This window comes from Paracoccus sp. R12_2, from assembly GCF_017744015.1.
In the GTDB taxonomy this organism is placed as follows: Bacteria; Pseudomonadota; Alphaproteobacteria; order Rhodobacterales; family Rhodobacteraceae; genus Paracoccus.
Genome location: NZ_JAGHRA010000001.1, coordinates 498,446 through 522,977, shown reverse-complemented (window position 1 = coordinate 522,977; position 24,532 = coordinate 498,446). Strand labels below are relative to the sequence as shown.

Here is a 24,532-nt window from a genome sequence, read left to right as displayed (position 1 = left end):
GACAATAGCCAGCTTGTCCAACTTTGGGATGAGATGCGGCCTTGCCTTGCGCCGCGCGCAGCCTAAGATCGCGAAAGAATGTTGCGGCCTCGGGGGAGGAGGCCGTAAGATCGTCACAGGGAGGAGCTATCATGACAGCCGCAGCCATGCAGGCGCGACCGTCGCATTCGCCACGACCAAATGCCGACCAGGTTCGCGAGATCCTGATCGTCGACGACCATCCGCTGATGTGCGACGCTTTGGCGCTGACGCTGAAGATCAGCTTTGGATTGAAGAACGTGCGCACCGCGCGCAGCCTTGGCGCCGCGGTCGAGCAGATCAAGTCGCAGGGGGCGCCGGATGCGGTGATCCTGGACCTGAATCTGCCCGATGCACGCGGCGCCGAAGGCATCGTAGCGCTGCGCCGACAATTGCCGGATGTGCCGATCACGATGATCTCGGCCGATCTGGAGGGGGCGATGATCTCGGCCGCGATGGCGGCTGGCGCGCAGGGCTATATCAGCAAGTCTCTCAGCCGCGAGGCGCTGGTCGACAGCCTGCGCCGGATGTGGGACGGCGAACATGTCACGCCCGAAGGCTATGAGCCCGGAAAGGCCGGTGCCGAGGACGAGGCGAAGGCCGAACTGGCCCGCCGCTTTGCAACGCTGACACCCCAGCAGATGCGGATTCTGCGGCTGATCTGCCAAGGCAAGGCCAACAAGGAAATCAGCTACGAACTGTCGATCGCCGAAGCCACGGTCAAGACCCATATCACGGCGATCATGTCCAAGATCAATGCAAGGCGCCGCACGCAGGCGGTGCTTCTTGCGAATTCCGTCCGGCTGTTCGAGGCCGGCTGATGGATACCGGCCCGGCTGCGAAGGAGGGCGCCGCCGGGCCGGTGGCCGTGCAGGCCGACCGGACCGGGGCCGAGGCGGTCCCAACGCTTCTGGCCGGCCTGCGCGCCGCCGAACCGTCGCTGGTGCTGATATTCGGCGCGCGCGGCGACGATCTTTCGCATCTCGATGCGGGGTTGCGGGCGGGACTGCCCGAGGGCTGCGTGATCGCCGGATGTTCCTCTGCCGGAGAGATCGGCCCATCCGGCTATGCCTCGGGCAGTGTCGTCGCGATCGGTTTTCCGTCCGGCAGTTTCCGGGCGCGCAGCATCGTGCTGGACAATCTGTCATCCCTGCCGGTGTCCCACTGGATGTCGTCATTGCGCCGCATGCAGGCGGGATTCACGCCTGATCCGCGCCGCTCCCTGTTCGGGCTGCTGCTGGTCGATGGCATCGCGGGGCAGGAAGATGCGCTGGTTGCCACCATTGACGCCGCCCTTCCGGCGGTTCCCACGCTTGGCGGGTCGGCGGGCGACGGGCTGGATTTTCGCAGCACCTCGCTGCTGGCCGAGGGGCGGGTGTTTTCAAACGCGGCGGTGTTCCTGCTGGTCGAGACCGATCTGGCGGTCAGCGAGGTGACTTTTGCGCATTTCAGCCCGACCGCCACGCGCGCGGTCGTGACCGCGGCCATTCCCGACAAGCGACGCATCCTGGAACTGAACGCCGAACCGGCGGCCGAGGAATATGCCCGCATCACCGGAATTCCGCCCGAACGGCTGACGCCCACGGAATTCGCGCGGCACCCGCTGCTGCTGCGCATGGGGCGGCGCCACCATGTCCGCGCCATCAGCGCCCTGACCGATGATGGCGGCCTGTCGCTGATGTCATCCATCGACACCGGCACCGTCCTGACGCTGGGGCGGGCCGAGGATCTGACGCAGGGTTTCGCCGAGGCGCTGGAGGCTTTGCCGCGACCACCCTTGATGGTGCTGGGATTCGACTGCATCCTGCGGCGGCTGGCACTTGAACGCGCGGGGCTGACGCAGGCGATGTCCGACCTGTTCACCCGCTACCGGGTCGCGGGCTTCAACACCTATGGGGAACAGCACAGCGGAATGCATGTGAACCAGACATTCGTCGGCCTTGCCTTCATGACACCGCCCGAGGCGGGCTCGGGGCCGTCGGGGCATCATGATGCTGCGTGACGACGATCCGCCCCAGCGGCAGATCCAGAAGCTGCGCCGGATCAACACGGTCCTGATCGACAGGATCGACCGGCTTGAGGAGTCGCGCGGATCGGCCTGGTCGATGTTCCAGGCCGCCGTCGCTTTGGAGCAAGAGGTTCTTACCCGCACCAGGCAGCTTGAGAAGGCGTTGGCCGACCTGTCGCAGCGCAACCGCGAACTGGCGGTCGCCCGCGCCGCAGCGGAAGAGGCGAACCGGTCGAAGACACGTTTCCTGCGTGCCGCCAGCCACGACCTGCTGCAACCCCTTTCGGCCGCGCGGCTGTTCCTGTCGGCGCTGGCCGACACGCCGATGGACGATCACCAGAAGGAACTGTCGGAACGTCTTTCCGGTGCCTTCGAATCGGTCGAACAGCTGATGCATGCGGTTCTGGACATCTCGCGCCTGGACAGCCAGCGGATCGAATTTCATCGCCAGCCTGTCGCGCTGGGGGAACTGTTCCGCCGGCTTGCCGCCGAATATGCACCCTTGGCCGAGGCGAAGGGACTGCGGCTCAGCTTTGTGCCCACGGACGCTGTTGTGGAAAGCGATCCGGTCTTCCTGCGGCGGATCGCGCAGAACCTGGTATCGAACGCGATAAAATACACCAATCAGGGCGGCGTGGTGGTGGGCATGCGCCGCAAGGGCGGGCTGTGCTGGCTGTGCGTCTATGACAGTGGCATGGGAATTCCCGCCGTGGACCGCAACCGGATCTTTGACGAATTTCAGCGGCTGGGAAACGATCACGGCACCCCCGGCATGGGTCTGGGCCTGTCCATCGTGCGCCGCGCCTGCAGCAAGCTGGGGCACCCGATCAGCCTGAATTCCGAGGCGATGCGCGGAACCCTCTTTCGGGTCGGATTGCCGCCGGTCGCGGAAGGCGGCGGCGACCGATGCGTAGAACCGCCCGACACGGCGCTGCTGAACCTGCGCGGGCGCGTCGCACTGGTGATCGAGAACGACCCCGGCATGCGGCGCGGCTACGAGGTGATCCTGCAGGACAGGCTGGGCATGGTCGCGCGCGTGACCGGCGGCACGGCCGAGGCGGTCGCGACGATGGGCGAAGAGCCGCCGGACGTGATCCTGGCCGATTATCACCTTGAGAACGGCGATACCGGTGTCGCCGCAATCGAAACCCTGCGCGGGCGGGCAAGCCGCAGCGTACCCGCCGTGATGATCACCGCGCATCGCGACCCCGAAATCGCACGCGCCTGCGCCGCGATGGGTGTCATCGCACTGGAAAAGCCCGTGCGTCCGTCGGAACTGGCCGAGGTTCTGGGCCGCATTCTGGGCTGAGGCTGAGACGAAGGGTTGAGACCGGCGGTTCCGGGGCTTGCCCTTCGCGCCTGCCGGCGCAAGTCTGGTCGCGACGAATGGGAGGAACCTTGGATGAAACGCGCCATCGCCACCGCGATGTGGCTGGTCATGACCTGCATCGCCGCGCCCGCCACCCTGTCGGCGGGAGAGGCCGGGGATGCGGTCTTTGCCGATCGCGGCCCGTGGGATCTGAAGGACCGGCCGCTGACCTGGTCGCTGCATGTCGAAGGCCCCGAAAAGCCCGGCTTCCTGCATGTCGATGACGGCTCGGTCGCGCTGGGTCAGACGATCGACCCTTCGGACCAGAAGCCGGTCCTGCAGATCACTCAGAAGACCGACAGCCGCACACGCAAGATCGGGCCGTTCCCGATCTCGGGCGGCGACCCGGTGCTGATCTTCTTTCTGGAACAGACTGCCCGCGACATGGCCGGTCTGACCGGCGGCAGCCCCCATTACATCCGCAACCGGATCAAAGACGCGGTTTTCCGGGGCGGACAGATCACCCGCGACGACGATGGCGCAACCGCGGTGTTCCAGCCCTTCGAGAACGATCCGAACGCCGAACGGATGCAGGGCTTTCAGTCGCTGCGCCTGACCTTCATGTTGTCGGACGATCCGAAGGCGCCGATCCGCGAATTGCGGGCAGAAACCGCCGACACCGGGCCCGGCTATGTCAATCGGATGGTGCTGCAATGAAGCGCGCACTTGTGCTGATCGCCGCGCTGACAGCCCCGGCAGCCTGGGCGCAGGCCGTCAACGATTACCCGACCAATGCCCGCGCCGAATATGTCTTTACCTGCATGGCAACCAACGGCGAGAACCGCGAGATGCTGGACCGCTGTTCCTGCGCCATAGACCAGATCGCGACCGTGCTGCCCTATGAGGATTATGTCAGCGCCGAGACGGTCCTGCGGATGCGGCAGGTCACCGGAGAGCGCGCCTCGATGTTCAAGGGCATGGCCGAAATGACCGAGATCGTGGCCAAGCTGCGCCGCGCGGAAGCCGAGGCCGAGATCCTCTGTTTCTGATCTCGCCTTGCCTTACTGCGATCCGCATGCACGGGCCGCGGTGATCAGCCAAGCACCAGCCCGATCGCCGCGCCAGCGGCCAGCGACAGGCCTGCGACCAGCCAGGCGGGAATATCGGGCCTCGTCTGGGGTTGCGGATTGCGTTCCTCGGGGTGTGCGCGTTCCCACAGGGCCTGCTCCACGATCCGCGGCAGCAGCGGACCAAAGCGGCCGACCGTCTGCGCGACCTTCGCCATGTCACCGGCAAGTGCGCGCGGACCGAGATTTGACTTGATATAGTCCGACACGACCGGGCGCGCCGCTTCCCAGATGTTCAGTTGCGGATCGACCGAGCGGGCGACACCCTCGACCACGACCATGGTGCGCTGCAGCAGGATAAGCTGGGTCTGGGTCCGCATCCCGAAACGTTCGGTCACCTCGAACAGATAGGCCAGCAGATTGGCCATCGAGATCCGCGATGCGTCGGCCCCGAAGATCGGCTCGCCCACGGCACGCAGGGCGCGGGCGAACTGCGCTTCGTCGCGGTCGCGCGGAACATAGCCGGCCTCGAAATGCACCCTTGCGACGCGCCGATAGTCGCGCTGGATGAAGCCCATCAGGATCTCGGCATAGACGCGGCGGGTATATTCGTCGATCTCGCCCATGATCCCGAAATCATAGGCGATCACGTCGCCATTGCGCGCCACCTTCAGATTGCCGTGATGCATGTCCCCGTGAAAGAACCCGTCCCGCAGCGCGTGCTGCAGGAACAGCTGAATCACGCGCGTCGCGATATGAGTCACGTCATGGCCGGCGGCGATCAACGCCTGCGGGTCGCCCATCGGCAACCCCTCGGCCCAGTCCGCGGTCAGAACGCGCCGTCCCGACAGATGCCAATGCGGGGCCGGGATCTGGAAATTCGCGTCCTCGCGGGTGTTCTCGGCAAATTCGGATGCCGCCGCTGCCTCAAGCCGCATGTCCTGTTCGCCGGTCACGACGCTTTCGAAATGGCTGACCACGTCGCGCGGGCGCAGGCGCCGACTGCCGGGCGACAACGCCTCGATGATCGAGGCGGCGAAGTGAAAGGCGTCGATATCTCGGCGGAACGCGGCACCGATTCCCGGACGCAGAACCTTGACCGCGACCTCTTGCCCGGTTTCGCGGATCCGGGCGCGATGCACCTGCGCGATCGACGCGGCGGCCACGGGCTCGGAAAACTCGGAAAACAGGGCATTTACGGGCTGGCGCAGCTCGGCCTCGACGATCTCCTTGGCGATCGGGGTCGGAAACGGCGGCAACCTGTCCTGCAACATCCGCAGCTGGTCGGCCAGTTCGGCGCCCACGACATCGGCGCGGGTCGAAAGGATCTGGCCAAACTTGATATAGGCCGGGCCCAACGCGGTGATGGCGCGCGTGATCGGCGGCAGATCGGGATCGCCCGCATAGCCCAGCCAGCGGAACGGCCAGCCCAGCACGCGCGCGGCCAATCGCAGCCGGGGCGGTGCTTCCATCGCGTCCAGCACAGCGCCCATGGCGCCCGTGCGTTCGAAGGTGGCGCCTGTCCGGATCAGGCGCAGGATATTGTGCGGTCCCCGCATCTACAGCTTCCAACCCGAATGCAGCGCGGCGATGCCCATGGACAGGTTTCGATACTGCACACGGTCAAAGCCCGCCTCGCGGATCATCGCGGCAAAGGCTTCCTGATCGGGAAACTGGCGGATCGATTCGACCAGATACTGATAGCTGTCGCGATCCCCGGTCACCGCGCGCCCCATCGCCGGGATCACGTTGAAGCTGTAGCGGTCATAGGCCCATTGCATCGCCGGCACCGGGATCTGGCTGAACTCCAGCACCATCAGTCGTCCGCCGGGGCGCAGCACTCGAAACGCCTCGGCCAGCGCGTCGGCGATACGGGTGACGTTGCGGATGCCGAAGCTGATCGTATAGCGGTCAAAGCTGTTGTCGCCGAAAGGCAGCTTCATCGCGTCGCCGGTGACCCAGGCAAGCCGGTCGGCCTTTTCCGTGGCCTCGGCGCGCTTGCGCCCCTCGACCAGCATCGATTCGGTCATGTCGCAGACGGTCACGCGCCCGCCCGGCGCGCGATCCAGAAAGCGGAAGGCGATATCGCCGGTGCCCCCGGCCACGTCCAGAAGATGCTGACCATCGCGCGGAACAAGCCAGTCCATCATCGCGGTTTTCCAGACCCGGTGGATGCCCGCGCTCATCAGGTCGTTCATCAGGTCATAGCGCGATGCGACGCTGGAAAAGACGCCGTGGACCATACCGGCCTTGGCATCCTCGTCCACGGTCCGGAAACCGAAATGGGTCTGTCTGTTATCGCTCATGCCGCTTGCCGTTTGCCTGCCTCATCGCCAGATAGGTCCGGCGCATCGCGCGCACAATGCAGGGAAAGGAAGCGGATTGCCAGAACTGCCCGAGGTCGAAACCGTCAGGCGCGGCCTTCAGCCGCATCTGGAGGGTCAGCGCATCGCGCGGGCCGAGGCACGGCGTCCGGACCTGCGCTGGCCGCTGCCGCCCGATCTGGTGCAGGTACTGACCGGGGCGCGGGTGATCGCCCTGCGGCGGCGGTCGAAATACCTGCTGGCCGATCTGGACCGGGGCGGCACATTGCTGATGCATCTGGGCATGTCCGGGCGGATGCTGGTAGAAGGCGCGGGGCTGGCCGGGTTTCACCGCGATCCGTCGATCCTGCCGCGCCATGACCATGTGGTGTTGTTGACCCAAGCCGGGACCACCATCACCTTCAATGATGCGCGCCGATTCGGCATGGTCGATCTGATCCGCGAAGGGGAATCACATCCGCTGCTGGACCATCTTGGCCCCGAACCGTTCGACGCGGCCTTCAGCCCCGCCTATCTTGCGGCCGCCCTTTCGGGACGGCGGGTGCCGGTGAAACAGGCCCTTCTGGACCAGCGCATCGTGGCCGGGCTGGGCAACATCTATGTCAGCGAATCGCTGTGGCGTGCCGGCATAGACCCGCGCCGCGCGGCCGGACGGATCGGTGCGGTGCGGATCGCGGCACTGGTCGGCCATATACGCGACGTGCTGAGCGACGCCATCGCGGCGGGCGGGTCGTCCTTGCGCGATCATCGTCAGGCCAGTGGCGAGCTGGGCTATTTCCAGCACAGCTTCCGGGTCTATGATCGCGCGGACGCGCCCTGCCCGCGTCCCGGCTGTCCGGGCCAGATCCGCCGGATCGTGCAGTCCGGTAGGTCCAGCTTCTTCTGTCCGCGCTGCCAGCGCTGAACGCCCTGGTATGGCCAAGGCTTGGCTTTCGCGCCCCGCTGCTGCTAGGAGTCGCTGCAACGCTTCTTTGCAACGAGGTCCGGCCCTATGGCTTTTGAAACCATCATCGTGGAAATCGAGGACGAGGTCGCCCTGATCCGGCTGAACCGTCCCGAGGCGCTGAACGCGCTGAACGCCACGCTTCTGGACGAGCTTTCCACCGCGCTGACCGAAGCCGACCGGAACGACAAGGTCCGCTGCATCGTGCTGACCGGCAGCGAAAAGGCCTTCGCCGCGGGCGCCGACATCAAGGAAATGGCGCAGAAAAGCTTTGTCGATGCCTATGGCGGCGACCTGTTCGGACCACAGATCGACACGATCAGCCGCATCCGCAAGCCGATCATCGCCGCCGTCAGCGGCTATGCCCTGGGCGGCGGATGCGAGCTTGCGATGGCTTGCGATTTCATCATCGCCGCCGAGAATGCCAAGTTCGGTCAGCCAGAGATCAATCTGGGCGTGATCGCCGGCATCGGCGGCACCCAGCGCCTGACCCGATTCGTCGGCAAGTCCAAGGCCATGGACATGAACCTGACGGGCCGCTTCATGGATGCCGCAGAAGCCGAAAGATCGGGCCTTGTCAGCCGCGTCGTCCCGACGCCCAAGCTGGTCTCCGAGGCATTGTCGGCGGCGCGCAAGATCGCCGAGAAATCGCAGATCTCGGTCATGGCAGCCAAGGAATCGGTCAACCGGTCCTACGAGACGACCCTGCGCGAGGGTCTGCTGTTCGAACGTCGCGCGTTCCAGTCGATGTTCGCGACCGAGGACCAGAAGGAAGGCATGGCCGCGTTCCTTGAAAAACGCGAGGCGCAGTTCCGCGACCGCTGATTTTCCGGCTTTTCTTTTCGATCCGGCTGATCTATACGCCCACGCTTACATGCGCGTGGGCCCGCTTAGGCAAGAATCATGTCCAGCCCGGATCGGGGCTGGTGCTTGGGTCTTTTGCGCGATCGAAACGACAAAGACCCGAACAGGAGCCCAGACATGGCCAACACGCCCCAGTCCAAGAAGCGCGCCCGCCAGATCGAGCGCCGCACCGACGTCAACAAAGCCCGCCGCTCGCGCATCCGCACCTTCCTGCGCAAGGTCGAAGAGGCCATCGCCTCGGGCAATGCAGACGCCGCTCAGGAAGCCCTGAAAAGCGCGCAGCCCGAACTGATGCGTGGCGTCACCAAAGGTGTGATTCACAAGAATACTGCAGCGCGGAAAATCTCGCGTCTGTCGTCGCGCGTGAAGGCGATTTCGGCGGCCTGAACATCACCGCTCGCGGCGCCGAAAAACGCCGCGAATTGGCCCTTAAAGGCCCCGAATCTCATACCGGGCGTGCGCTGCTGGCGCGCGCCCGTTTGCATTTCTGCGACCGCGAGATCCGTTAATAAATCGTTAATTTTCAATGCCCTCATGATTTTTGTCTGAGGAGTCAAGGACATCAGAGATTCGATCAGACAAAGATTGTGTCAAGCGCATAGTTCGGTTGCAGCTTCGCTGTGGCTGTTGCTAGTTTCAGCCTGCGATTCACGTCGCTTTGGGGGACAGGCCACAGCCTGCAGGATCCTTGGATCACCGCAAGCCAGGCCGGGCGACGAAGCAGAGACAACTCTCTTCTGCCCTCGGGTTCTGCGAAGACCGGCTGCCACCGGTTTTTGCAGGCTCCGTGTCTAGTGTTCTGAACGGGCTGACGCCCACGCATGTGACCATCTTCGGTCGCACGGGTGTTCTGTTGCCGTTTGTCCCCCGCCGCGCGCGAACGCTGTCCCGTCGAAACACGGCGGGGGCTGGGGACAGGACAAGTAGGGCAATGATGATGGAAGAAATCTGGGGGCAGGCATGCGTGGAACTGGAAAAGAGTGTCGGGCCGAATAACTTCAACCATTGGATCAAGCCCCTGCGTCTGACCGCGCTGGAAGACGGGGTGGCACGCTTCGCCAGCCCCACGCGCTTTGTGTCCGACTGGGTGAACCGGCATTTCGCCGACGACATCATGGGCCAACTGAACCGCGTCGGCCCGTCCTCGATCGAGCGTCTGCGCTTCGAGGTCGTCCCCTCGGCCCCGGCGAATGGCCGGGCTCGTCCGGGCGCTGCCCGCCCCGAGCGCGTCGATGCGGCCCACGCGACACCCTCTGCCGCCACGGCTCGCCCGAAGGTTCGCCCTGATCTGTGCGCACCGCTGGACCCGCGCTATACCTTTGGAAATTTCGTTGTCGGCAAGCCCAACGAGCTCGCCCACGCCGCCGCGCGCCGTGTGGCCGAGGGCGGTCCTGTCGGGTTCAACCCGCTGTTTCTGTATGGCGGCGTCGGCCTGGGCAAGACCCACCTGATGCACGCAATCGCCCACGACTATCAAAGCCGCCACCCGTCGGCGCAGGTGCTGTATCTGTCCGCCGAACAGTTCATGTATCGTTTCGTCCAGGCGCTGCGCGAAAGCTCGATCATGGATTTCAAGAGCATGTTCCGCAATGTGAACATGCTGATGGTCGATGACGTGCAGTTCATCGCCGGCAAGGACAGCACGCAGGAAGAATTCTTCCACACATTCAATGCGCTGGTCGATCAGGGCAAGCAGATCGTCATTTCCGCCGACCGCGCCCCCGCCGAGATCAAGGGCCTTGAAGAGCGCATCAAGTCGCGCCTGTCCTGCGGCTTGATCGTCGATCTGCACCCGACCACCTACGAACTGCGCCTGGGCATCCTGCAATCCAAGACCGAGGCCTTCCGCCGGAAAGACCCAGAGGTTCGAATCGGTGACGGCGTGCTGGAATTCCTGGCCCACCGGATCAGCACCAACGTCCGGGTTCTGGAAGGCGCGCTGCAACGCCTGTTTGCCCATGCCAGCCTGCTGCGCCGCGAGATCACCCTGGAAGTGGCGCAGGAATGCCTGGCCGACATCCTGCGCACCAACGATCGCAAGGTCAGCATCGACGACATCCAGCGCAAGGTGGCCGAGCATTACAACATCCGGCTGGCCGACATGATCGGCCCAAAGCGGTCCCGCAATGTTGCGCGTCCGCGCCAGATCGCGATGTATCTGTCCAAACAGCTGACCAGCCGCAGCCTGCCCGATATCGGCCGCCGCTTCGGCGGACGGGACCACACCACGATCATGCACGGCGTCCGCAAGATCGAGGAGCTTTCGGTCGAGGATCACGGCTTGGCCGAAGACATCGCGATGCTGAAGCGGCTTCTGCAGGCATAAGTCCCGTGCACCCCGAATGAAATCCTTGTGACCGCCTTGCCGGGCGGTTACAAAACAGGTCCGATGCAGGGGCCTGAAGGGCCGACAGGGACAGGGAAAAGCGATGAAATTCTCGATCGAGCGCGCCGTTCTGGTCAAAGCCGTCTCGCAGGCCCAATCGGTGGTCGAACGCCGCAACACCATTCCGATCCTTGCGAATGTGCTGATCGAAGCCGGCGAGAACGGCGTCAGCTTCCGCGCCACCGATCTGGACACCGAGGTGGTGGACCGCGCCGCGGCCCAGGTCGAACGTCCCGGCGCGACGACCGTCAGCGCCGTGATGCTGAACGAGATCGCCCGCAAGCTGCCCGACGGGGCGTTGGTCGCGATCACCTCGGACGATGCGGCAGGACGGCTGAACGTGCAGGCGGGGCGGTCGAATTTCAGCCTTGCCACGTTGCCGCGCGAGGATTTCCCGGTCATGGCCTCGACCGAATACAGCGCCAATTTCAGTGCTCCGGCGAAGGTTCTGAGGCGGCTGTTCGACAAGTCGAAATTCGCGATCTCGACCGAAGAGACGCGGTATTACCTGAACGGCGTCTACATGCATGTTGCGCAGACCGAGGACGGTCCCGGCCTGCGCTGCGTGGCGACCGACGGCCATCGTCTGGCGCGCATCGACGCGGCTCTGCCCGCGGGCGCCGAAGACATGCCGGGCGTCATCGTGCCCCGCAAGACCGTCGCCGAGCTGCGCAAGCTTCTGGACGACGATGATGCCGACATTGCCGTATCGGTCAGCGAAACCAAGGTGCGCTTCGCAACGCCGACGATCACCCTGACATCGAAGGTGATCGACGGCACCTTCCCCGACTACAGCCGGGTGATTCCCTCGGGGAACACCCGCAAACTGGAGGTCGATGCCAGCGATTTCGCCCGCGCCGTGGACCGCGTGGCGACCGTCAGCAGCGAACGTTCGCGCGCGGTCAAGCTGGCGCTGGATGCCGACAGGCTGATCCTGTCGGTGAACGCCCCCGACGCGGGTGCCGCCGAGGAAGAGCTGATCGTGGCCTATGCCGATGATCCGCTGGAAATCGGCTTCAACGCGAAATACCTGCAAGAGATCGCCAGCCAGGTCGATCGCGACAACGCGGTGTTTCTGTTCAACGGCTCGGGCGATGCCGCGCTGATCCGCGAGGGCAGCGATCAAAGCGCGGTCTATGTCGTCATGCCGATGCGCGTGTGACGCTAGGCCGGCTGTCGCTGGCGCAGTTCCGATCCTGGCCACGGCTGGAACTGGATCTGGACCGGCATCCCCTTGCGATCCTCGGCCCGAACGGTTCGGGCAAGACCAATATTCTTGAAGCCGTGTCGATGCTGGCGCCAGGCCGCGGATTGCGCGCCGCCGCCGCACCCGATCAGGCGCGACAGGGCAAGAACGCCGGGTGGCGGATCCGGGCGCAGATCGGCGACCGCCAGGTCGAGACCACCGCCGAGCCGGGCGCCCGACGCGTTGTCAGCATCGACGAAAAGCCCACCGCCCAGACCGCCCTTGCAAGTCTGGTCCGCATCATCTGGCTGGTGCCCGCGATGGACCGGTTATGGACCGATCCGCCGGAAACACGGCGCCGGTTTCTGGATCGCGTGACGCTGAGCCTGTCGCCCGATCATGCGGAACTTGCGCTGACCTATGACAAGGCAATGCGCGAACGGAACCGGCTGCTGAAGGATCAGATCGGCGATCCCGGCTGGTATCGGGCGCTGGAATCGCAGATGGCCGCATCCGGCGCGGGTCTGACCCGCAACCGGCAGGCTGCCTTGGGCGCGATCATGGCCGCGCAGGACGAATCGGCAACCGGGTTCCCGGCCGCGCAACTGACGCTGATGCCCGGCGAAGGGCAGGCCGACGACGCCGACCCGGACAGCATCGCCGACCGGCTGTCGTCGATGCGGCCGCGCGATCTGGCCGCCGGCCGCAGTCTCAGCGGTCCGCATCGCGCCGATCTGGGTGCAAGCTGGGGTCCGCAGCAGATGCCGGCGGCCTTGTCCTCGACGGGCGAGCAGAAGGCGCTTTTGTTATCGCTGATCCTGGCCAATGCGCGCGCGCTGTCAGGGCAGCCCGTGGTGCTGTTGCTGGACGAGGTTGCGGCCCATCTGGACGCCGACCGGCGCGCCATGCTGTATGACCAGATCTGCCACCTGCCCGCGCAGACCATGCTGACGGGAACCGGCCCGGAACTTTTCGACGCTTTCGGCGCCCGCGCCCGGCGGCTGTCGATTCACAAGGATGACGGTGCTTCGCGCGCCACAGAGGGAATCGAATGACACTGACCGCCGAATCGATCTGGCTTTATGCAGGTGCGATGGTCGCGATCTGGCTGACTCCGGGTCCTGTCTGGGTCGCGATCATGGCGCGCGCGCTGGCATCGGGGTTTCGGGGCGTCTGGCCGCTGGGACTCGGCGTCGCGATCGGCGACATGATGTGGCCGCTGATCGCGATCTTCGGTCTGGCGGTCGTCGTGGGGCAGCACGCCGCATTGATGATCGGACTGCGCTGGGTCGCGGCGCTTGTCTTCGTCGGCATGGGAATCGTGCTGCTGCGCCACGCCAACCAGCCGGTCGAACGTGATCAACGCCTGACACGGCGCGGCAGATGGGCGGGTTTTTCTGCCGGCCTGCTGGCGATCGCCGGCAATCCCAAGGCCGCGCTGTTCTATGTGGGCGTCTTGCCGGGGTTCTTCGACGTCGCCCGTATCTCTGCCGCGGATGTGGTTGTAATCGTGGCGATGTCCACCACGATCCCCTTCGTGCTGAATCTGGCGATGGGCGCGGCGGTCAGCGCGGCGCGCGCCCGGCTTGCCACCCCATCAGGACTGCGCCGGATGAACCTGGTCTCGGGCGCGTTGCTGATCGTCGTCGGATGCGTGATCGCGGCAGGCCAGCTGATGGCCGGCTAAAGCAGCCACTCGATCGGCAGCAGGTTCAGAACATAGACCAGGATGCGGTTTCCGAAACCCAATCCGGGCTCATGCTCGTGCAGCTGTTCTCGGCCCTGACCGTCCGGCGACCGCCAGACCATCGCGCCGTCCTGCGTCAGCACCGGCTGGAAGCTGCGCGGGATCAGCCGGTCGGTCATCGCCTTGGTCCCCGAGGCCGCGATCGCGGGGCTTTCGATCAGGAAACCCATCTCGCAGTTCAGCAGGGCCGATCGCGGGTCGAAGTTGAACGACCCGATGAACACCCGCGCATCATCGACCGAGAAGGTCTTGGCATGCAGCGATCCACCCGAAAGCCCCGAGGATCCCAGCTCGGCGCGACCTTGGGGCTGATCTTCCAGCGGTTTCAGTTCATACAGTGATACGCCTGCCTCAAGCAGTTCGCGGCGATATTTGACATAGCCCGCATGAACCATCGGCACGTCGGTTGCCTGCCATGAATTCGTCAGGATCCGGACTCTGCGCCCGTCTTGCGCCAATCCCGAAAAGAATGCTGTCCCCGCCTTGCCCGGAACGAAATAGGCCGAGATGAGGTCAAGATTGCTGTCCACCTGCCGGATGATCCGGGCCAACCGCGTGATCATCAACTGATCGCGATCGACCCGTCCCATCCCCTTGGCCGGATCATCGGCCACCACCCGCACGGCGGTCCATTCCAGATCCGCGCTGCCCCGGCTCAGCCGTTCGGCGGCGGTGATGTCCTGTTCCGGGGCGGGCGACATGTCCGTCATCGCCCGGTCCAGCGCACCGATGTCGCCCGGCCCGTCGATGACCTGTTCCAGCGCCAGCACCGGCTGGCTGTTCCAATAGTCGTCAAAGATCGCCGTGGTATCGCCGACCACCGTCCCGACACCCAGCACATCCAGATCCAGATAGGCCGGAGCATCGCCGACCGCGAAATATTCGTCGCCGATATTGCGCCCGCCGACGATCGCCGCCGCGCCATCGACGATGAAGGCCTTGTTGTGCATGCGCCGGTTCATCCGCAGCGGATACAGGACATATCCCAGCATCTTCGGCCGTCGCAAAGTGGACGGGTTGAACAGCCGCACGCTGAAATTTGGCATCGCGTTCAGCGCCGCCAGAACCGGATCCATCCCGGCAATGCCATTGTCGTCCAGAAGCAGGCGGACGCGGACGCCACGTTGCGCCGCACGCCGCAGCGCATCCAGAAGAAGCATCCCCGACGCATCGTCGTGCCAGATGTAATACATGGCGTCGATCGAGCGTTCGGCCGCATCCGCCAGCTTCAGCCTGCTGCGCAGCGCGCCCTGCCCGTCGGCCAACGGCAGGACGCCGCTTTGTCCAGGATGCCCGTCCAGCGCCTCTTGCGCGCGCGGTGCCAAGGTGGTGGTCGGATCGAAGGCAAGGGCGGTCTCGCGCGGCCGATCCGTGGCGTCCGGGACCGCGAACACGGCCCGTGCAGCCAGCCATGTCAGCAGCAGCAGCACAAGACCGGCCGCCAGCCATTTCAGCCACACCATCCCGTGCCTCCGATGCCATGCAGCGCCGATCATCCACGGCTGCGTGACGATGCGCAAGAAAAACGGCAATTGGCATGATTTGGCCGGAAAAATCATGCGATTGCCGTGACTTTACCGCTGCGACGGCATATATCGTCACAAGAACGACAGGAACAATCTCACATGACCGAAGCAGCCTCGCAGCCCGCCGAATACGGCGCCGATTCCATCAAGGTTCTCAAGGGACTGGAGGCGGTGCGCAAACGGCCCGGCATGTATATCGGGGATACCGACGACGGCAGCGGCCTGCACCACATGGTCTATGAGGTCGTCGATAACGGTATCGACGAGGCGCTGGCCGGGCATGCCGACTATGTGAAGGTCAAGATCCACGCCGACAACAGCGTTTCGGTGCGCGACAATGGCCGCGGCATCCCCGTCGAGATGCACAAATCCGAAGGCGTCAGCGCGGCCGAGGTCATCATGACCCAGCTGCACGCGGGCGGGAAATTCGACCAGAACAGCTACAAGGTGTCGGGCGGCTTGCACGGCGTGGGCGTGTCCGTCGTGAATGCGCTGTCGGACTGGCTGGAACTGCGCATCTGGCGGAACGGGCAGGAACATTACGTCCGCTTCGAACATGGCGACACGGTCGAACATCTGCGCGTGGTCGGCGATGCCCCCGGCCAGACGGGAACCGAGGTGCGGTTCATGGCCGCGGCCAAGACGAACCACCCGGACGGCACGTTCAGCAATCTGGACTATGTGTTCAAGACGCTGGAAAACCGCCTGCGCGAACTGGCCTTCCTGAACAGCGGCGTGCGGATCATCCTTGAGGACGAACGCCACGCCGAGGTCCAGAAGACCGAACTGTTCTACGAAGGCGGCGTGCGGGAATTCGTGAAGTTCCTCGACCGCTCAAAGACCCCGGTCATGCCCGAGCCGATCTTCATGACCGGCGAGAAGAACGGGATCGGGGTCGAGGTCGCGATGTGGTGGAACGACAGCTACCACGAGACCGTGCTGCCCTTTACCAACAACATCCCGCAACGTGACGGCGGCACCCACATGGCGGGGTTCCGCGGCGCGCTGACGCGGGTGATCAACGGCTATGCCCAGTCTTCGGGCATCGCCAAGCGCGAGAAAGTGGATTTCACCGGCGACGATGCGCGCGAAGGGCTGACCTGCGTGTTGTCGGTCAAGGTGCCCGACCCCAAATTCTCCAGCCAGACCAAGGACAAGCTGGTCTCGTCCGAGGTGCGTCCGGCGGTCGAAAGCCTTGTGGGCGAAAAGCTGGCTGAATGGTTCGAGGAAAATCCGACCGAAGCCAAGCAGATCGTCGGCAAGATCATCGAGGCCGCGCTGGCGCGCGAAGCGGCGCGCAAGGCCCGGGAACTGACCCGACGCAAGACCGCGATGGACGTGGCGTCGCTGCCGGGCAAACTGGCCGATTGCCAGGAAAAGGATCCGTCGCGTTCCGAATTGTTCATCGTCGAGGGGGACTCGGCCGGCGGATCAGCCAAGCAGGGCCGGTCGCGTCAGAACCAGGCGGTGTTGCCGTTGCGCGGCAAGATCCTGAACGTCGAACGCGCCCGTTTCGACAGGATGCTAGGCAGCGACCAGATCGGCACGCTGATCACCGCGCTGGGAACCGGGATCGGTCGGGACGAATTCAGCCTTGCCAAGCTGCGCTATCACAAGATCGTCATCATGACCGACGCAGATGTGGACGGCGCCCATATCCGCACGCTGCTGCTGACTTTCTTCTTCCGGCAGATGCCTGAACTGATCGAGGCCGGGCATCTCTATATCGCGCAGCCGCCGCTGTACAAGGTCGGGCGCGGACGATCCGAGGTGTATCTGAAGAACGAAGCCGCGCTGGAGGATTATCTGATCCAGCAAGGAATCGAGGGCGCGGCCCTGCGTCTGGGATCGGGCGAGGACATCACCGGCAACGACCTGGCGCGGGTCGTCGAAGAGGCCCGGACGGTCCGGCGCATCCTGCGCACCTATCCGACCCATTACCCACCCCACATCACCGAACAGGCGGCCATCGCCGGCGCGCTGCTGCCGGGCCGGATCGACGCGGATGCGCAAGCCGTCGCCTCGGGCGTCGCCGCGCGCCTTGACATGATCGCCGAAGAATATGAACGCGGCTGGCAGGGGCGGCCGACGCAGGATGCCGGTATCCGGCTGACGCGCACCCTGCGCGGGGTCGAGGAAATCCGCACGCTGGACGGGCAGATGCTGCGCAGCGCGGAAAGCCGTCGCCTGGGCGAGATGACCGGCACGCTACAGGATATCTATTCCCAGCCCGCTCAGTTGATCCGCAAGGACCGTGACCAGCCCATCCACGGTCCGCTGGGGCTGCTGGCGGCGATCTTCATGGAGGGTGAAAAGGGCCTGTCGCTGCAGCGCTACAAGGGTCTGGGCGAGATGAACCCGGATCAGCTGTGGGAAACGACCCTGGACCCCGGCGCACGCACGATGCTGCAGGTTCGAATCGAGGACGTGGCGGAAGCCGAAGACCTGTTCACGAAGCTGATGGGCGACGTGGTCGAACCGCGCCGCGAATTCATCCAGCAAAACGCGTTGAGTGTGGCGAACCTGGACACCTGAGAACTGATCGCCGGACTGTTGTAGATGTGCCGCGCACGCCAATATTTCCTTGGTTAACGCGGGCATCCGAAAGGTTTTGGCTTCAATCGGATGGCGGTCACATTGTATGATTGCCCCTAAAGGCGTGCCGGTCCGCCGGTCGCGTCACATTGCAGATCCAAGGACCGATTAGATGTTCAAGAAATTCACCCCCGCCATCATAGCAGCTTCGGTCGCCGCCTTGGCATCGCCCGCGTTCTCGGGCGGCTTTATTGCCCCTGTGACGGAAACGCCCGTGGTTCCGCCGGTTGCCGCACCCGCGCCTGTCAGTGATTGGTCGGGGGCCTATGCGGGTCTCAGCGCGGGCTATGTGTTTGGTAGCGATGACCGCGTGGGGATCAGCGATTCCACCGACACGCTTTTGACGTCGCCCGATTCGGTTGACATTTCCGGCGCGACCTATGGTCTGCACGCCGGATATCGCTGGCAGCGCGAGGTTAGTGGCCGCCAAGTTGTATTCGGTCCCGAACTGGCTTTCGAAGGCAGCAGCGCAGACGACAGCTTCACGACAAACGGCACCGAAGCATCGAACGAGATGAAGAAGTTGCTGTCGCTGCGCTTCAAGACCGGCGTTCTCAATGCTGCTCAGAACACCCTTTTCTATGGCAGCGTCGGCATTTCGCGCGGGGAGTTTGACTATCAGGTAGATGGCGCGCCCTTCGCTCCGATGGATTATTCGGACACGTTCCGCACCAATGCATGGTCGGTCGGTCTTGGCGTAGAACGTAAAGTCACCGAGCGCATGTCGGTATTCGGTGAATGGGAGTATCGCGACTTCGGCAAGACCACGCTGACCGACGCCGCTGGATATCACACAGAAGCCACGCCCGAACATCATTCGCTGAAGCTTGGCGTGAATTTCAGCTTCTGATCGCTCAGGGAAGCGGAAGTAACCTGGGTCGGCGCTTTCAAGCGTCGGCCCTTTTCTATTTCCGCCCAGTCAGAACCGGCGACCTGCAGGATTGCGGCGCCTTCCAAAGGGTTGCGCGTCAGACCGTTGCAGCGGCACTGCCATCGCCCGGCTCGCGCAGGCAACCGCAAGCCCGTCCGGCACCAGACGGGTCAACGCCGGATCTTGCGCGATCAGCCCGCCCGTATAGGCCCCGAAGGCGGGCAGGATCAGGTGATCCGATCCGATCAGGAAACAGCGACGCCGTTCACCTGCCAGGCGAATGCACGGATGATAATGCCCCGACACATCGGGTCCGGTGCCCGCCTCGTGGCGCAGGGTCAGAAGGTCGCGCCATTCGGGATGTGTCTCGCCCGGCAGCCCTGCACCGACCGGCGCGGGGTCGTGATTGCCGCTGATCCAAAGCCATTCGCGCCCTTGCGCCATTGCCCTGATGCGTTCGCGCACCGGATCGGTCAGCGCCGCGCGGGCGTCGTCGTCGTCGAACCCGTCGCCCAGGCTGACCACGCAGGCCGGGTCGGTTGCCGCGATCTCTGCCTGCAGACGGTCCAGCGTTGCCTGCACCTCGTAGGGCGGCAGCAGCGCGCCGCCGCGACGGGCGATGCGTTCGGATTTCCCCAGATGCAGGTCGGCGACGATCAGCCAGCGCCGCGCGGGCCAGAACAGCGCGCCCGATGGCCGCGCCTGCAGCGATTGCCCGTCAAAGTCGAACATGTAGGACGTCACGCCAACCCCGCCTCCGTCATCAAGGCCGCCGCTTCCTCCTCGGCCAGACGCTCGCGTCCCTGCCCCGCGATCGGCACCCGGCCGACCTCCAGTAGCAGCGGCGCGGCCAAGGGGGTCACCCGGTCCAGCATCCGGTGATCGTGCTGCGGCGAATGGTTCAGCATGTCCTCGATCCGGTCGAAATCCACAAGGCCCCGCCGCGCCTCATCCGCGGTAATCCGCAACAGCAAATGGTCGGGATCGTATCTGCGCAGCGTGTCATACAGGATGTCGCTGGAAAACGTCGCCTGCCTGCCGGATTTTCGCTGGCCCGGCAGGTTCCGCTGGATCAGCCCGGCGATGGTGGCCACGCTGCGAAAGCTTCGCTTCATCACCGCGTTCCCGGCAAGCCAGTCACCCAGACCATCACGCAATGCGTCGCGGTCCAGCAACGGCGCGGGATCGGTGACCGGGTCCAGCGACCAGATCAGCAGTGCGTAATCGGTGGACAGAAACCCCAGCGGACCCAGCCCCGCATCCTCCATCGTCCGGGTCATCAACAGGCCAAGGGTCTGCAACGCGTTCCGCCCGGCAAAGCCATACAGCGCGAAATGCCAACGGCCCGCATGGGGAAAGCTTTCGCTGACCAGCACGCCATCACGCGGCAGCGCACTGATCCGTGCCTGCAGGTCCAGCCAGTCGCGGGTGGGGCCGGGCAGCGCATCGTGCCGGGCGGGATCGCCGATCAGCGCCTGCACGCGATGTGAAAGCTGGGTGGATGTGGCCATCTTGACGCCCGAAAAGACCGCGATCTTGGGCTGTTTCGTCGGCTGTTTGGTCACCTCGACCACCATCTCGCGCAGCCCCTCGTATCGCACCGTCTGGCCGCCGATCAGAAAGCTGTCGCCGGGTTCAAGGCTGGCCGCGAAGGCCTCTTCAACCTCGCCCAGGGGGGCACCACCGCGCCCGCGCACCCGCACCTTCAGCATCTCGGCCTCGACGATGGTGCCGACATTCATTCGCAGATCGCGCGCCGCACGCGGATCCCGCAACCGCCACAGCACGTCGCGCTGCATCAGGCGCTGCCAGCGGTCATAGGCGCGCAGCGCATAACCGCCGGTCGCGGCGAAATCCAGACATGCGTCGAAATCGGCACGCGACAGCCCGCGATATGGTCCCGCCCCACATACTTCGTGGAACAGGTGATCGGCGTCGAACGGTCCAGCACAGGCGGTCAGCAGCATATGCTGGCACAGCACATCCAGCGGTCCGGGGCCACGGGGATCGCCGTCCAGATCGCGTTCGGCCACGGCTTGCAGCGCAGCCACGCATTCGATCACCTCGAAGCGGTTGGCGGGCACGATCCGCGCGCGCGATGGCGCGTTATAGCGATGGTTCGCCCGGCCGATGCGCTGGACCAGCCGCTTGACGTTCTTGGGCGCACCGACCTGGATCACCAGATCGACCGAACCCCAGTCTATCCCCAGATCAAGACTGCCCGTCGCCACCACGGCGCGCAACCGACCCGCCGCCATCGCGGCCTCGACCCGTTGGCGCGCCTCGCGTGCAAGGCTGCCGTGATGCAGCCCGATGGGCAGGTTTTCGTCATTCGCGGCCCACAATGCCTGAAAGAACAGCTCGGCCTGCGCGCGGGTGTTGATGAAGATGATCGTGGTGTTGGCAGCCTTGATTTGCGCCAGCACCTCGGGGATCGCATGATGCCCGCCGCCGCCTGCCCATGGCGCCGGCCGCGCGGTTGGCAGCATGGCGATGTCGGGATCGGGGCCGGGATCGGCATTGATCACCCGCGCACCGCCCATGAAGGCTGCCAGCGACCGGGGATCCTCGACGGTGGCCGACAGGCCGGTGACGGTCAGATCTGGGGCAAGCGTCCTCAACCGCGCCAGACCCAGCATCAGCTGATCGCCGCGCTTGCTTTCGGCCAGGGCGTGCAACTCGTCCAGAACCACGCGTTTCAGCCCGCCGAAGATCGCCGGAGCCTGTTCATAGGACAGCATCAACGCCAGCGATTCCGGCGTGGTCAGCAGGATGTCGGGCGGATCGACCCGCTGACGGGCGCGCTGTGCAGGCCGGGTATCGCCGGTGCGATCCTCGATCCGGATGTTCAGCCCCAGATCGGCCACGGGCCGGGCCAGGTTGCGCGCGATATCCGCCGTCAACGCCTTCAGGGGCGAGACATACAGGCTGTGCATCCCCCGATGCGGTCCCCGCGACAGATCCACAAGGCTTGGCAGGAACCCGGCCAGCGTCTTGCCGCCCCCGGTCGGCGCGATCAGCAGGCTGTCGCCCTGCGCGTTCAGCAGATCGACCTGATGCGGGTGGGGCTGCCAGCCCTGACGCGCGAACCAGTCCCGAAACGAGGCCGGCAGCGTCACGGCAACATCGCTTTCAGCGTCTCAAGGACATCGGCTTCTGCCGCCGGCTTGTCCCAGCGGATACGGCTGATCCGGGGAAAGCGCATCGCGACGCCGGATTTGTGGCGCCCGGATTCGTTCAGCCCTTCGAACGCGACCTCCAGCACCAGCTTCGGCGCGACGGCGCGCACCGGGCCGAACCGATCGACGGTGTTGTTGCGCACGAAACGGTCAAGTTCGCGCAACTCTTCGTCCGTGAAACCGAAATAGGCCTTGCCGACTGGCACCAGTTCCGGCCCGTCCCACAGGCCGAAGGTGAAATCGCTGCAGAAGCCGGATCGTTTCCCGTGGCCGCGCTGCGCGTAAAGCAGCACTGCATCGACCAGTCTGGGATCGCGCTTCCACTTGAACCACGGCCCGCGCGGACGGCCGCCGACATAGGCACTGTCGCGGCGCTTCAGCATCACGCCCTCGATCACCGGGCTGGGCGGGTCTGCGCGCAACGCGGCCAGATCTTCCCATGTCGCGAAATCCAGCAGCGGCGACACGTCGATCCGATCGCTGCCGAAATCAGCCCTGTCCAGCACCGCGCGGCGTTCGGCAAAAGGCAGATCGCGCAGATCGCGACCCTGCCAGATCATCAGGTCGTACAGCCGCAACCCGGCGGGATGGCTGTCCAGCAGGGGCTTGCCGACCGTCTTGCGGTTCAGCCGCTTCTGCAGATCGCCGAACACCGCCACCGCACCGTCACGGCGGACCAGCAATTCGCCGTCGGCCGCACCGTCAAAGTTCAGCGCCTCGATCACATCGGGAAAGCTGCCTCCGATATCCTCGCCGGTGCGGGAATACAGCCGCCGCACGCCGTCATTGTTGATCGCCTGCACACGGATGCCATCCCATTTCCATTCGGCCATATAGTCGCCCGGATCAAAGCCGCGTAGCTGGTCCGCATCGACCGGGGTGGACAGCATGACGGGCCGGAATGGCGCCTTCGCGGCATGTTCGGGACGCGCGCCGCCGTCGATCCAGTCGAACAGGGGCTGATATGGCGGGGACAGCCCGTGCCAGATTTCCTCGATGTCGGCGACGTCGGGCGTGCCCATCTCGGACAGCGCGATCCGGGCCATCCGTGCCGACAGTCCGACACGCATATTGCCGGTCGCCAGTTTCAGGAATGCCAGACGCTGAGAGGGGCCCAGCCGGTCCAGCAGCGCGGCGATGGCCGCGGGAAGCCCGGCCTTGCCCGTCGATTGCAGCAGGTCCACGGCCTCGTGCAGCGGCACATCCTGATCCACGCTATCGCACCACAGCAACGCGATGGTCTCGGCCAGATCGCCGACGAAATCATAGGACAGGGCGAACAGCTGTTCATCGACCCGATCCGCCATCAGGCCGCGCAGCAGCCCCGGCGTCACCGCCCGCAGCTTCAGATCGCCGGTCAGTGCGGCAAGGGCAAATCCGCGATCGGGGTCGGGTGTCGTCTCAAGATAGTGCCGCAGCAGCCGCAGCTTGGCGTTGCGCGCCGGGGTAAAGGCCAGTCGTTCCAGAAGATGCGCAAACGCCCTCATTCCGGCTCGTCCTCATAGCCGACCAGCCGCAATGGGCGGGCGGGAATGCCTTCCAGTTCGCACCAGCGCAGCAACCCGTCCTCGGCCCCGTGGGTGATCCACACCTCGGACGGCGCAAGATGGCTTATGGCCGCCGTCACCTGTGACCAATCGACATGGTCGCTGATGACCAAAGGCAACTCGACACCTCGTTGCCGCGCGCGGGCGCGAACCTGCATCCAACCCGATGCGAAACCGATCACCGGGTCCGCGAAACGCTGCACCCAGGGCGAGGCAAAGGCCGAAGGCGGCGCGATGACAAGCTGCGCGGGCACGCTGTCTGCGGTGGCGGGGATCAGTTCGCCCAGTTCGATCCCCTGTTCGACATGGTAATCGCACAGCCGCTGCAACGCGCCGTGAATGGCGATGGGACCCTCAATCCCGGCCTGCCGCGCCAGCGCGATCAGCCGCTGCGCCTTGCCCAGCGCATAGGCACCGATCAGGTGCGGACGGTCGGGAAATTCATCCATGCTGGCGATCAGGCGCGACATCTCGGCAATCGGATCGGGATGCCTGAAGACCGGCAGGCCAAACGTCGCCTCGGTCACGAAGATGTCGCAGGGAACAGGTTCGTATGGGGCGCACACGGGGTTTGGCCGACAGCAATAGTCGCCCGAGACGACGATCCTGGGGCCCTTCACCGGCTGGACCGCGATCTGGGCCGATCCCAGGATGTGTCCGGCAGGATGAAAGCTGACGGTGGTATCGCCGACGCGAACCGGGCCATCGGCAATCTGCGTCTCGGCGGCGAAATCATCGCCATAGCGAATGGCCATGATGTCCAGGGTCTGCCGTGTCGCCATCACAGCGCCATGCCCGGCACGCGCATGATCGCCGTGCCCGTGCGTGATCAGCGCGCGCGCAACCGGGCGAACGGGGTCGATGAAGAAGTCTCCGGGCGGACAATAAAGGCCGGCTTCGGTAGGGTGCAGGATCTGGTCGGCGCGCATGGAACCAAGATGGCGAACATTTCGTGAAAATCA

General features: G+C 64.9%; 21 protein-coding genes. 14 read left to right on the top strand and 7 right to left on the bottom strand.

What is annotated here, in order from left to right:
* Positions 1-131: 131 nt before the first annotated feature.
* From J7359_RS02455 to J7359_RS02435, 5 genes are all read left to right on the top strand, one after another.
* The gene (locus J7359_RS02455) at positions 132-839 is read left to right on the top strand and encodes a response regulator transcription factor (RefSeq protein ID WP_209054922.1); all 708 of its coding nucleotides are present in this window, start codon (positions 132-134) and stop codon (positions 837-839) included.
* Positions 839-2,020, top strand: coding sequence for an FIST N-terminal domain-containing protein (locus J7359_RS02450; RefSeq protein ID WP_209054921.1), 1,182 nt, complete (start codon positions 839-841; stop codon positions 2,018-2,020). The genes J7359_RS02455 and J7359_RS02450 overlap by 1 nt, the downstream gene beginning before the upstream one ends.
* The gene (locus J7359_RS02445; RefSeq protein WP_209054920.1) at positions 2,007-3,335 is read left to right on the top strand and encodes a hybrid sensor histidine kinase/response regulator; all 1,329 of its coding nucleotides are present in this window, start codon (positions 2,007-2,009) and stop codon (positions 3,333-3,335) included. Before J7359_RS02450 ends, J7359_RS02445 begins: the two co-directional genes overlap by 14 nt.
* Before the next feature lie 93 nt (positions 3,336-3,428).
* Entirely contained in the window at positions 3,429-4,052 is a 624-nt protein-coding gene (locus J7359_RS02440) for a hypothetical protein (RefSeq protein WP_247740112.1), read from the top strand.
* Positions 4,049-4,384, top strand: coding sequence for a hypothetical protein (locus J7359_RS02435; RefSeq protein ID WP_209054919.1), 336 nt, complete (start codon positions 4,049-4,051; stop codon positions 4,382-4,384). The genes J7359_RS02440 and J7359_RS02435 overlap by 4 nt, the downstream gene beginning before the upstream one ends.
* A gap of 44 nt (positions 4,385-4,428) precedes the next feature.
* Here J7359_RS02435 and ubiB read toward each other — a convergent pair whose 3' ends face one another.
* Both ubiB and ubiE read right to left on the bottom strand, forming a co-directional pair.
* Complete coding sequence (gene ubiB, locus J7359_RS02430; RefSeq protein ID WP_209054918.1) at positions 4,429-5,961, bottom strand: 2-polyprenylphenol 6-hydroxylase; 1,533 nt, start codon at positions 5,959-5,961, stop codon at positions 4,429-4,431.
* Positions 5,962-6,708, bottom strand: a complete 747-nt coding sequence (gene ubiE, locus J7359_RS02425; protein WP_209054917.1) for a bifunctional demethylmenaquinone methyltransferase/2-methoxy-6-polyprenyl-1,4-benzoquinol methylase UbiE — start codon at positions 6,706-6,708, stop codon at positions 5,962-5,964.
* A gap of 76 nt (positions 6,709-6,784) precedes the next feature.
* Between ubiE and mutM the strand changes: the two genes are divergently transcribed.
* The 7 genes from mutM (at position 6,785) to J7359_RS02390 (ending at position 13,792) form a co-directional block, all read left to right on the top strand.
* Positions 6,785-7,630, top strand: coding sequence for a bifunctional DNA-formamidopyrimidine glycosylase/DNA-(apurinic or apyrimidinic site) lyase (mutM, locus tag J7359_RS02420; RefSeq protein ID WP_209054916.1), 846 nt, complete (start codon positions 6,785-6,787; stop codon positions 7,628-7,630).
* A gap of 87 nt (positions 7,631-7,717) precedes the next feature.
* Positions 7,718-8,494 carry an enoyl-CoA hydratase gene (locus J7359_RS02415; RefSeq protein WP_209054915.1) on the top strand — a complete coding sequence of 259 codons (777 nt, stop codon included), beginning with the start codon at positions 7,718-7,720 and terminating at the stop codon, positions 8,492-8,494.
* 156 nt (positions 8,495-8,650) lie between these two features.
* On the top strand, positions 8,651-8,920 hold the full coding sequence (gene rpsT, locus J7359_RS02410; protein ID WP_209054914.1) for a 30S ribosomal protein S20: 270 nt from the start codon (positions 8,651-8,653) through the stop codon (positions 8,918-8,920).
* 547 nt (positions 8,921-9,467) lie between these two features.
* Complete coding sequence (gene dnaA / locus J7359_RS02405) at positions 9,468-10,859, top strand: chromosomal replication initiator protein DnaA (protein ID WP_247740141.1); 1,392 nt, start codon at positions 9,468-9,470, stop codon at positions 10,857-10,859.
* Between the two features lie 103 nt (positions 10,860-10,962).
* Positions 10,963-12,081, top strand: a complete 1,119-nt coding sequence (dnaN, locus tag J7359_RS02400; RefSeq protein WP_209054912.1) for a DNA polymerase III subunit beta — start codon at positions 10,963-10,965, stop codon at positions 12,079-12,081.
* Positions 12,078-13,160: a DNA replication/repair protein RecF gene (recF, locus tag J7359_RS02395; RefSeq protein ID WP_209054911.1), complete on the top strand. Its 1,083-nt coding sequence runs from the start codon at positions 12,078-12,080 to the stop codon at positions 13,158-13,160. Before dnaN ends, recF begins: the two co-directional genes overlap by 4 nt.
* Positions 13,157-13,792 carry a LysE family translocator gene (locus tag J7359_RS02390; protein WP_209054910.1) on the top strand — a complete coding sequence of 212 codons (636 nt, stop codon included), beginning with the start codon at positions 13,157-13,159 and terminating at the stop codon, positions 13,790-13,792. Before recF ends, J7359_RS02390 begins: the two co-directional genes overlap by 4 nt.
* Here J7359_RS02390 and J7359_RS02385 read toward each other — a convergent pair.
* Entirely contained in the window at positions 13,789-15,315 is a 1,527-nt protein-coding gene (locus tag J7359_RS02385; protein ID WP_209054909.1) for a phospholipase D family protein, read from the bottom strand. The two genes, J7359_RS02390 and J7359_RS02385, sit on opposite strands and share 4 nt — an antisense overlap.
* Positions 15,316-15,477: 162 nt before the next feature.
* On the opposite strand from J7359_RS02385, the gene gyrB reads away from it, so the two are divergent.
* Positions 15,478-17,913, top strand: coding sequence for a DNA topoisomerase (ATP-hydrolyzing) subunit B (gyrB, locus tag J7359_RS02380; RefSeq protein WP_209054908.1), 2,436 nt, complete (start codon positions 15,478-15,480; stop codon positions 17,911-17,913).
* Positions 17,914-18,085: 172 nt separating this feature from the next.
* A complete protein-coding gene (locus tag J7359_RS02375) occupies positions 18,086-18,823 on the top strand; it encodes an outer membrane beta-barrel protein (protein ID WP_209054907.1) in 738 nt (245 codons plus the stop codon).
* Positions 18,824-18,892: 69 nt separating this feature from the next.
* Here J7359_RS02375 and pdeM read toward each other — a convergent pair whose 3' ends face one another.
* From pdeM to J7359_RS02355, 4 genes are read right to left on the bottom strand one after another with little or no spacing between them, the layout of a single operon-like run.
* On the bottom strand, positions 18,893-19,588 hold the full coding sequence (pdeM, locus tag J7359_RS02370; protein WP_348524317.1) for a ligase-associated DNA damage response endonuclease PdeM: 696 nt from the start codon (positions 19,586-19,588) through the stop codon (positions 18,893-18,895).
* On the bottom strand, positions 19,585-21,963 hold the full coding sequence (locus J7359_RS02365; RefSeq protein ID WP_209054906.1) for a ligase-associated DNA damage response DEXH box helicase: 2,379 nt from the start codon (positions 21,961-21,963) through the stop codon (positions 19,585-19,587). Before J7359_RS02365 ends, pdeM begins: the two co-directional genes overlap by 4 nt.
* Positions 21,960-23,510 (bottom strand): cisplatin damage response ATP-dependent DNA ligase, encoded by a 1,551-nt coding sequence (locus J7359_RS02360; RefSeq protein ID WP_209054905.1) that lies wholly within the window; start codon positions 23,508-23,510, stop codon positions 21,960-21,962. The genes J7359_RS02365 and J7359_RS02360 overlap by 4 nt, the downstream gene beginning before the upstream one ends.
* A complete protein-coding gene (locus tag J7359_RS02355; RefSeq protein WP_209054904.1) occupies positions 23,507-24,499 on the bottom strand; it encodes a ligase-associated DNA damage response exonuclease in 993 nt (330 codons plus the stop codon). The genes J7359_RS02360 and J7359_RS02355 overlap by 4 nt, the downstream gene beginning before the upstream one ends.
* Positions 24,500-24,532 lie beyond the last annotated feature (33 nt).

Excerpts from the sequence above, each read along its gene's own strand:
- J7359_RS02375 (WP_209054907.1), top strand. The coding sequence starts at position 18,086 with ATGTTCAAGAAATTCACCCCCGCCATCATAGCAGCTTCGGTCGCCGCC.
- J7359_RS02415 (WP_209054915.1), top strand. The coding sequence starts at position 7,718 with ATGGCTTTTGAAACCATCATCGTGGAAATCGAGGACGAGGTCGCCCTG.
- ubiE (WP_209054917.1), bottom strand. The coding sequence starts at position 6,708 with ATGAGCGATAACAGACAGACCCATTTCGGTTTCCGGACCGTGGACGAG.
- J7359_RS02445 (WP_209054920.1), top strand. The coding sequence starts at position 2,007 with ATGATGCTGCGTGACGACGATCCGCCCCAGCGGCAGATCCAGAAGCTG.
- J7359_RS02360 (WP_209054905.1), bottom strand. The coding sequence starts at position 23,510 with ATGAGGGCGTTTGCGCATCTTCTGGAACGACTGGCCTTTACCCCGGCG.
- J7359_RS02355 (WP_209054904.1), bottom strand. The coding sequence starts at position 24,499 with ATGCGCGCCGACCAGATCCTGCACCCTACCGAAGCCGGCCTTTATTGT.
- J7359_RS02390 (WP_209054910.1), top strand. The coding sequence starts at position 13,157 with ATGACACTGACCGCCGAATCGATCTGGCTTTATGCAGGTGCGATGGTC.
- dnaA (WP_247740141.1), top strand. The coding sequence starts at position 9,468 with ATGATGGAAGAAATCTGGGGGCAGGCATGCGTGGAACTGGAAAAGAGT.
- J7359_RS02385 (WP_209054909.1), bottom strand. The coding sequence starts at position 15,315 with ATGGTGTGGCTGAAATGGCTGGCGGCCGGTCTTGTGCTGCTGCTGCTG.
- J7359_RS02440 (WP_247740112.1), top strand. The coding sequence starts at position 3,429 with ATGAAACGCGCCATCGCCACCGCGATGTGGCTGGTCATGACCTGCATC.
- J7359_RS02450 (WP_209054921.1), top strand. The coding sequence starts at position 839 with ATGGATACCGGCCCGGCTGCGAAGGAGGGCGCCGCCGGGCCGGTGGCC.
- ubiB (WP_209054918.1), bottom strand. The coding sequence starts at position 5,961 with ATGCGGGGACCGCACAATATCCTGCGCCTGATCCGGACAGGCGCCACC.
- gyrB (WP_209054908.1), top strand. The coding sequence starts at position 15,478 with ATGACCGAAGCAGCCTCGCAGCCCGCCGAATACGGCGCCGATTCCATC.
- J7359_RS02455 (WP_209054922.1), top strand. The coding sequence starts at position 132 with ATGACAGCCGCAGCCATGCAGGCGCGACCGTCGCATTCGCCACGACCA.
- dnaN (WP_209054912.1), top strand. The coding sequence starts at position 10,963 with ATGAAATTCTCGATCGAGCGCGCCGTTCTGGTCAAAGCCGTCTCGCAG.
- J7359_RS02435 (WP_209054919.1), top strand. The coding sequence starts at position 4,049 with ATGAAGCGCGCACTTGTGCTGATCGCCGCGCTGACAGCCCCGGCAGCC.
- rpsT (WP_209054914.1), top strand. The coding sequence starts at position 8,651 with ATGGCCAACACGCCCCAGTCCAAGAAGCGCGCCCGCCAGATCGAGCGC.